Origin of the sequence: Pseudocolwellia sp. AS88 (assembly GCF_030551755.1) — a bacterium.
Taxonomy (GTDB): Bacteria; Pseudomonadota; Gammaproteobacteria; order Enterobacterales; family Alteromonadaceae; genus Pseudocolwellia.
The window spans coordinates 19,957-28,054 of record NZ_JAUPEC010000035.1 but is presented as its reverse complement, the minus strand read 5'-3'; the positions used below and the strand labels follow the sequence as shown (position 1 = coordinate 28,054).

Below are 8,098 nucleotides of genomic sequence, written 5' to 3'. Positions count from 1 at the left end.
GTACGCTTAGTTGTTGATTTCATAACACTCTCCAATTTACTTAAAGAAAAGTGTCAACCTTATTTAGGACGGGTCAAGTTACACATAAAAAGCTTTCTTCGTGAAAGCTTTTTTTATGCCTGCCGTTCTATATAGGTAGTTATACCAAACGGATTAACAAACAACGATTATTATAAATAGAGTTACTCATTGAAAAAACAATCTTTTGCCCCTATCTTGGTTACATCAGTTATTTTTAATTAACGCCTGTGATGTATAAAGCTCATTTATCTTATATCAGCATAAATAATACGTTTTTAAATACAAAGGGCTTGAGCACAAATCAAACATGAGAAACCCAAGAATTTATCAAAACACGCCTCTTAGTATTGGCGAAATAGTCGACCTAAATGACGACGCTTTTGGTCACACAGTGCGTGTTTTACGTTTACAGAATGGTGATAGCGTTACTCTTTTTAATGGTGAAAACCTAAGTAATGACAGCAGTTCGGCTAGCTATGGCGATTTTGAAGGTGAGTTAGTCAATATCAGTAAAAAAAGTGCTCAAGTACTTATAAAAAGCTTTATTGAAAAATCGGTTGAATCACCTCTAAATATTCATCTTGGTCAAGGTGTTTCACGAGGTGACCGTATGGACTTTACCCTGCAAAAATCAGTGGAGTTAGGCGTAAATACAATTACGCCTCTTTTTACTGAACGTTGTGGCGTAAAGCTTTCAGGTGAAAGATTACAAAAGAAAATAGACCAATGGCAAAAAATAGTGGTTAGCGCATGCGAGCAAAGTGGTCGTTGCGTTGTACCTATAGTGAAGCCCGCTATTCAATTAAACGAATGGTTAGCTCAAGAAACATCAGCATTAAAGCTAAACTTACATCCTAAAGCTCAGCATTCTATTATGAATCTACCGAACGATAATGACCGTGTTAGGTTATTGATTGGTCCTGAAGGTGGTTTGAATGATGAAGAAATCTCGCAAGCAAATAATGCGGGCTTTATCGATGTATTATTAGGACCTCGTGTTCTGCGTACTGAAACTGCAGCTTTAACAGCTATTACTGCTTTACAATGTCGTTATGGCGATATCAAATAAAGCGATACATAACGAATTAAATTAGGAAATAAAATGACAATTAAACTTGGCGTAGTAATGGATCCAATTTCACAAGTTAATGTGAAAAAAGACTCATCAATGGCAATGATGTTTGAAGCACAAAGACGCGGTTACGAAATTTATTACATTGAAATGGACGATTTATATTTAGATCGTGGCGTATGTCGTGCTTCAGCAAGCATAGTTAAAGTATATGATAACCCTGAGCACTGGTATGATTTAGAAGAAGCTAAAGATATCGCAGTAAGTGAACTCGACGCAGTATTGATGCGTAAAGATCCTCCTTTTGATACCGAGTTTATTTACGCTACTTACATGCTTGAACGTGCTGAAGTTGAAGGCACGTTAATTGTTAACAAACCGCAAAGCTTACGTGATTGTAACGAAAAACTATTTACTGCTTGGTTTGCCGACTTAACGCCAAGAACATTAGTAACTCGTAGTAACAAGCTGATCCGTGAATTCCATCAAGAAGAAAAAGATATCATCATCAAACCATTAGATGGCATGGGTGGTTCATCAATATTCAGAATTGGACCAAACGATCCAAACGTAGGCGTTATACTTGAAACATTAACTAACCATGGTAGCCAGTATGCTATGGTGCAAGAATATATGCCGCAAATTACTGATGGTGACAAACGTATACTGATTGTAAATGGCGAACCAATGCCTTATTGCCTAGCTCGTATTCCTGCTCAAGGTGAAACACGTGGCAACTTAGCTGCAGGTGGTCGTGGTGAAGCCAGACCATTAAGCCCATCAGACAAGTTAATTGCAGATACCATTGGTCCTGAATTGAAAAAGCGTGGCTTATATTTTGTTGGTTTAGACGTTATTGGCGACAAAGTAACAGAAATCAATGTAACAAGCCCAACCTGTATTCGAGAAATAGAAGCCGCCTACCCTATCAATATTTGTGGTAAATTAATGGACGCTATTGAAGAAAACATTCGCAAAAAGTAATAACAGACTCTAAATTGATAAGCAGTCCCTAACGTAAATAATATTAAATAAGTTAACAATATGACTAATTTTGAAAATCAATTGCTTATTGCAATGCCTTCATTAAACGACTCTTATTTTGACCGAAGCGTTATTTATGTGTGCGAGCACAATAATGAAGGTGCGATGGGACTCATTATTAATTTACCTATTGATATGACCTTAAATGAGCTATTAGCTCATATTGAGGCTAATGTAGAAGAAAACCCAGTGATGCATCAAAAAGTGCTTACGGGCGGTCCTGTGTCAACTCAACGTGGCTTTGTATTGCATAGCCCACAAAAGGGTTGGCAGAGTTCATTATCGCTGAGTAGCGATGTAATGATCACTACCTCTAAAGATATTCTAATGGCATTAGGTACTGAAAGTGCACCTGAACAGTTTTTAGTTACTTTAGGCTATGCTGGTTGGAGTCCTGGACAGTTAGAAGAAGAGATAAAAGAAAACTCTTGGCTAACCATAGATGCCGACAACGACATTTTGTTTAATACACCTATTGAACAACGTTGGAAAAAAGCTACAGAAAAACTGGGTATCGATATCGCTCACCTTTCTAATGATGTAGGTCACGCCTAGTGTTTATTGTTACTAAGCTCTCCTCTCATTTTTTCAAATACAAAACCTCTTAAGCGACAACATAATTTATGGCAAAAAATACTCCTATCGGTCAACGCACAGTTATTGGTTTTGACTTCGGTAAAAAATATATTGGCGTTGCTGTTGGTCAAGAAATCACGGGTAGTGCCACACCATTAGGTAGCGTAAGAGCTAACGATGGCATCCCTCATTGGGATAACGTTAATCAATATCTTAAAGAATGGCAGCCTGACTATATAGTGGTAGGCTTACCTTTAAATATGGATGGTACAGAACAGCAACTTACATTAGATGCTAAAAAGTTTGGTAAGCGTTTATTTGGTAAGTTCGGTATAACCGTTGAATATCAAGATGAACGTTTAACAACAGCTGACGCGAAAGAGCAACTATTTGCTCGAGGTGGCTATAAAAACCTTAAGAAAGACAATATAGATGCTGAATCAGCCAAGCTTATTATTGAAAGCTTTTTTGAATCTATGTATGGGTAATCGAATCTTCTTAGCTTTGTTTAATGTAACCCGCTTTATTTAACTTAGTTTTAGTTAAGCATTCCAAGATAGAAAAACAGACACAAAAAAGGGATCGTTACGATCCCTTTTGTATTATTAATTATTTAAAAAGGTAATTAATATTTGTCTTCTTCTGGCTCTAATCCAGCTAAAGTAACACCAGATAAAGCACCTGAGCCACCTTGGTCATTACTGCGTAATTTAATCATTAAGCGTAAATCATTAGGTGAATCGGCATGATGAAGCGCATCAGCATAGTTAATTTGTCCAGATTGGTATAAATCAAACAACGCCTGATCAAAAGTCTGCATACCTAACTCTTTAGATTTCTGCATCACTTCTTTAATGCTACCAATATCACCTTTCTTAACAAGCTCAGCGATAAATGGCGAGTTTAGGAGTATTTCAATCGCTGCAACACGACCATTACCATCAGTAGTAGGAATAAGCTGTTGAGCAATGATACCGCGTAAGTTTAAAGCTAAATCAAATAACAACTTACCATGTTGATCGGCTGGTACTAAATGCATAATACGGTCAATCGCTTGGTTAGCGTTGTTAGCATGTAATGTTGCAATACATAAATGGCCAGTTTCAGCAAAACTTAGTGCATGCTCCATAGTTTCTCTATTACGGATTTCACCAATAAGAATAACGTCTGGTGCTTGTCGTAATGAACTCTTTAGTGCTGCATCAAAACTTACGGTATCTAAACCTACTTCACGTTGAGTTACCATACACTTGCGATGTTCATGAACAAATTCCACCGGATCTTCAATTGTAAGAATATGTCCATGAGAGTTTTTATTACGGTAACCAATCAGTGCAGCCATCGATGTAGACTTACCTGTACCCGTACCGCCCACGAACAAAACTAAACCACGCTTAGACATAACAACGTCTTTTAGTACCGAAGGTAAACCTAAATCATCAGCTTCAGGTATCTCAGTTACAATTCGACGAACAACCATACCTGCCATGTCACGCTGCCAAAAAGCAGATACACGGAAACGACCAATACCATCAATCGAGATAGCAAAGTTACACTCTTTCTCCTCTTCAAATAAGCGTTTATTCTTATCTGTCATGGCATCATGAACTAAGCCTAGCGACTCATCTGGAGTTAACACATGTTGATCAATAGGTACTAGTTCACCATTTATTTTGGCACTAACAGGCAGTTTTGCAGTAACGAACATATCTGACGCATCTGCTGAAACCATTTTTGATAGTAATTGATTAAAATTCATTTAAACGCCTCAATGGTTGTTAAGATTAATAGCCAGCAGAAAATTGGTTCTTATCGGCAGCTTTCTCTCTTGCAGCTTCACGCGTAATTAAGCCGCGGTTAACTAAAGCTTGTAAACATTGATCCATAGTTTGCATACCGTGTGACATACCCGTTTGAATAGCAGAATACATTTGTGCAATTTTATCTTCGCGGATCAGGTTACGAATAGCTGGAACACCAATCATAATTTCATGCGCGGCTACTCGACCACCGCCAACCTTTTTAATCAGGGTTTGTGAAATTACCGCACGTAACGACTCAGATAACATTGAACGTACCATAGACTTTTCTTCGCCTGGGAATACATCGATAATACGGTCAATAGTTTTAGGTGCAGAGGTTGTATGCAAGGTACCAAACACTAAATGACCCGTTTCAGCAGCTGTCATTGCTAATCGGATAGTTTCTAAATCACGCATCTCACCAACCAGAATAACATCTGGATCTTCACGAAGTGCTGAACGTAATGCTGCTTCAAAGCTCAATGTATCGCGATGAACTTCACGTTGGTTAATCAAACACATTTTATTTTCGTGCACAAATTCTATTGGATCTTCGATAGTAAGAATATGATCGTGTTTACTACTGTTAATGTAATCTACCATAGCCGCTAAGGTTGTTGATTTACCAGAACCTGTAGGACCGGTAACTAACACTAAGCCACGTGGCGTATCAGCAATTTCACGGAAAATATCAGGACAACCTAAATCATCTAATGACAGAATTTTACTTGGGATAGTACGAAATACAGCTGCAGGACCACGGTTCTGGTTAAAAGCGTTAACCCTGAAACGTGCTAAATTAGGAACTTCGAATGAAAAATCCACTTCTAGCTTTTCTTCATAGTCTTTACGTTGTTTGTCGTTCATAATATCGTAAACTAACGCGTTAACGTCTGCGGCATCAAAGGCCGGTATGTTTAACTTTCTAACATCACCATCAACACGAATAGAAGGTGGGGTACCCGTTGATAAATGTAAATCTGACGCATTATTTTCAACACTAAATGCAAGTAATTCGGTAATATCCATACAGACCTCTTAGCTATGAACAATTCGAAACGAAGCTCGAATATTAGTTCTAATAATTAAATTAACAGTTTGAAACAATTTATATGACACTCATTAAAGATAATCTCGCGGCTATTCAAGCGCAAATTTCTCAAGCATGTAAACTGTCTAATCGTGAATCTAACGAAGTGACATTACTTGCTGTAAGTAAAACTAAACCTAATGAACTCATTGAACAAGCTTACGTAGCAGGTCAACGAGATTTTGGTGAAAGCTATGTACAAGAATCTATTGAAAAGGTAGCACAACTTTCACATTTGTCTGATATTTGTTGGCATTTCATCGGGCCTATTCAATCGAATAAAACCCGACAAATTGCAGAAAATTTCTCATGGGTTCATGGAGTTGACCGAATAAAAATAGCGACTCGACTAAACGAACAAAGAGAGGTTCAAGATAACCCACTAAACGTTTGTTTACAAATCAATATTAGTAACGAAAACAATAAGTCGGGAGTATTAACAAAGGATTTACCAGAGTTAGCTCATTATGTTAACAATTGCGATAATTTAGTATTACGTGGCTTGATGGCGATACCTGAAAAAAACGCTTCGGCTGAACGGTTTGACGAGATGCAGCGTCTATTTTTAGACCTAAAACAAACGTATCCTCAAATAGATACTTTATCTATGGGGATGTCGGGAGATATGAAACAAGCTATCATGTCAGGTTCTACCATGGTGCGTGTTGGAACAGCAATATTTGGTGCAAGAGCATAACAATTACGCTGAGTAAAATTAACCAAGGCATTTAGGGTCTGTTGAACTTTCGAGATTATTTTTACAGCAATGTGTTTGATATTTAGACAAGGCGGAGTATGTGACGTGTAGCTGGCTACTCGAACAAACGATAACGCCCTGACTATCCAAAGTTAGGAATTTCAAACACATGCTGCCCTTTGGGTTCATTTAAAACGAATTTACTCATTGCTGTTCGCTTTTTTAATAGAATAACTATTAGACAAAGCTCACATCGCGATTAAATCCGTTTTAAATTGAATAAAGTTTAACCCTGAAAGATCAACAGACCCTAATAAACTCAAACAAAATAACAGGAAATATAATGACCAAAATAGCATTTATCGGTGCAGGCAATATGAACGGCGCCATTATTGGCGGAATGGTTAAAAACGGTGTTGACCCTAAAAGCATCATAGTAACAAACCCTTCACCTGAGAAACGCGAAGCGCTTTCAGCAAAATATGGCATTTTAAATACGGCTGATAACTTAGAAGCTGTAGCTTTTGCTGATACGGTTATATTGGGTGTAAAACCACATCTCATTGTTGAAGTATGTAAAAACATTACGGCTAATGTAAACATTGATAACAAATGCTTTGTATCGGTAGCTGCAGGTTGTTTACTTAAAACAATTCAAGCAGCTTTACACGAAAACACCGCAGTTATTCGCACTATGCCTAACACTCCAGCACAGGTTGGATTAGGTATGACAGGTATTTTCGCTAACGAATTTGTAACCGACGAACAAAAAGTAGCAGTAGAAAAAGTAATTGCGTGTACAGGTGAATTTATTTGGCTTGAAAGCGAAGCGGGTATTGACGACGTTACATGTGTATCTGGTTCTGGCCCTGCTTACTTCTTCTTATTTATGGAAGCAATGGAACAACATGCAAAAACCTTAGGCTTTACTGCTGAGCAAAGTCGTTTACTGGTTCAACAAACAGCATTTGGCGCTGCAAGTATGGTTGTAGACAATCCAGAGGTTGAAATAGGACAACTTCGCACCAATGTAACATCTAAAGGTGGCACTACACAGGCAGCTCTTCTACAATTTACAGATGGTGGACTACCTGAACTAGTAGCAACTGCAATGACAGCAGCACATACCAGAGCTAAAGAATTAGCAAAGAACTAACAGCTAAAATACTTTCTCAAAAAATAGCTTAAAAAAACAATAGCTACATACAGAGAAAACTAGATATTAAATTTACCGGAGAAATAAATGCAAGCAATTAACTTTTTGCTCGACTTTGCATTCGATACAGTACTGATGATCTTAATCTTGCGTTTATGGCTACAGCTTGTGCGCGCCGATTTTTATAACCCACTAAGCCAATTTATCGTTAAAGTTAGTAACCCATTAGTAGTACCTTTTCGTAAAATCATACCAGGCTTTGGCGGTATTGATGTTGCAACGGTAGTTTTAGCTTACGTAGTAGCAACCCTTAAGTTTATTCTTATTCCATTATTAAATGGTGGCGGAGCTGATGTTATTACTGCCCTATTTTTAGGTGGTTTATATGTCATTAAAGAAACAGGATTCTTACTGTTTATCATCATGTTAGTGATGGCATTAATGAGCTGGGTTGTGCAAGGTTATAATCCGACACAAGCTATTTTCCAACAATTAACAGATCCTGTATTACGTCCTATTCGTAATATAATTCCTGCAATTGGTGGCTTAGATTTATCAATATTAGCGGCATTTCTAATCTTAAATGTAGCCAACATATTGCTATCAGGTTGGATCCCTTACTGGGCTATTCTATAAATTA

Annotated in this window: 9 protein-coding genes; 7 read left to right on the top strand and 2 right to left on the bottom strand. The window is 37.6% G+C overall.

Annotation, left to right across the window (positions count from 1 at the left end; translation table 11 throughout):
* Nucleotides 1-328 precede the first annotated feature (328 nt).
* The 4 genes from rsmE (at nt 329) to ruvX (ending at nt 3,201) form a co-directional block, all read left to right on the top strand.
* Nucleotides 329-1,090, top strand: a complete 762-nt coding sequence (gene rsmE, locus Q5N69_RS17505; RefSeq protein ID WP_304370382.1) for a 16S rRNA (uracil(1498)-N(3))-methyltransferase — start codon at nt 329-331, stop codon at nt 1,088-1,090.
* 33 nt (nt 1,091-1,123) lie between these two features.
* Complete coding sequence (gene gshB / locus Q5N69_RS17500; protein WP_304370381.1) at nt 1,124-2,077, top strand: glutathione synthase; 954 nt, start codon at nt 1,124-1,126, stop codon at nt 2,075-2,077.
* A gap of 60 nt (nt 2,078-2,137) precedes the next feature.
* Nucleotides 2,138-2,692, top strand: a complete 555-nt coding sequence (locus Q5N69_RS17495) for a YqgE/AlgH family protein (RefSeq protein WP_304370380.1) — start codon at nt 2,138-2,140, stop codon at nt 2,690-2,692.
* 68 nt (nt 2,693-2,760) lie between these two features.
* Nucleotides 2,761-3,201, top strand: coding sequence for a Holliday junction resolvase RuvX (ruvX, locus tag Q5N69_RS17490; RefSeq protein WP_304370379.1), 441 nt, complete (start codon nt 2,761-2,763; stop codon nt 3,199-3,201).
* A 137-nt stretch (nt 3,202-3,338) separates the two neighbouring features.
* Here ruvX and Q5N69_RS17485 read toward each other — a convergent pair whose 3' ends face one another.
* Together Q5N69_RS17485 and Q5N69_RS17480 are read right to left on the bottom strand one after the other, a co-directional pair.
* On the bottom strand, nt 3,339-4,472 hold the full coding sequence (locus tag Q5N69_RS17485; protein ID WP_304370378.1) for a PilT/PilU family type 4a pilus ATPase: 1,134 nt from the start codon (nt 4,470-4,472) through the stop codon (nt 3,339-3,341).
* A gap of 25 nt (nt 4,473-4,497) precedes the next feature.
* A complete protein-coding gene (locus tag Q5N69_RS17480; RefSeq protein WP_304370377.1) occupies nt 4,498-5,544 on the bottom strand; it encodes a type IV pilus twitching motility protein PilT in 1,047 nt (348 codons plus the stop codon).
* A gap of 83 nt (nt 5,545-5,627) precedes the next feature.
* On the opposite strand from Q5N69_RS17480, the gene Q5N69_RS17475 reads away from it, so the two are divergent.
* The 3 genes from Q5N69_RS17475 (at nt 5,628) to Q5N69_RS17465 (ending at nt 8,094) form a co-directional block, all read left to right on the top strand.
* Nucleotides 5,628-6,302, top strand: a complete 675-nt coding sequence (locus tag Q5N69_RS17475; protein ID WP_304370376.1) for a YggS family pyridoxal phosphate-dependent enzyme — start codon at nt 5,628-5,630, stop codon at nt 6,300-6,302.
* Between the two features lie 343 nt (nt 6,303-6,645).
* Nucleotides 6,646-7,458, top strand: a complete 813-nt coding sequence (gene proC, locus Q5N69_RS17470) for a pyrroline-5-carboxylate reductase (protein ID WP_304370375.1) — start codon at nt 6,646-6,648, stop codon at nt 7,456-7,458.
* A gap of 87 nt (nt 7,459-7,545) precedes the next feature.
* Nucleotides 7,546-8,094 (top strand): YggT family protein, encoded by a 549-nt coding sequence (locus tag Q5N69_RS17465; protein ID WP_304370374.1) that lies wholly within the window; start codon nt 7,546-7,548, stop codon nt 8,092-8,094.
* The last annotated feature ends 4 nt before the right edge of the window (nt 8,095-8,098 follow it).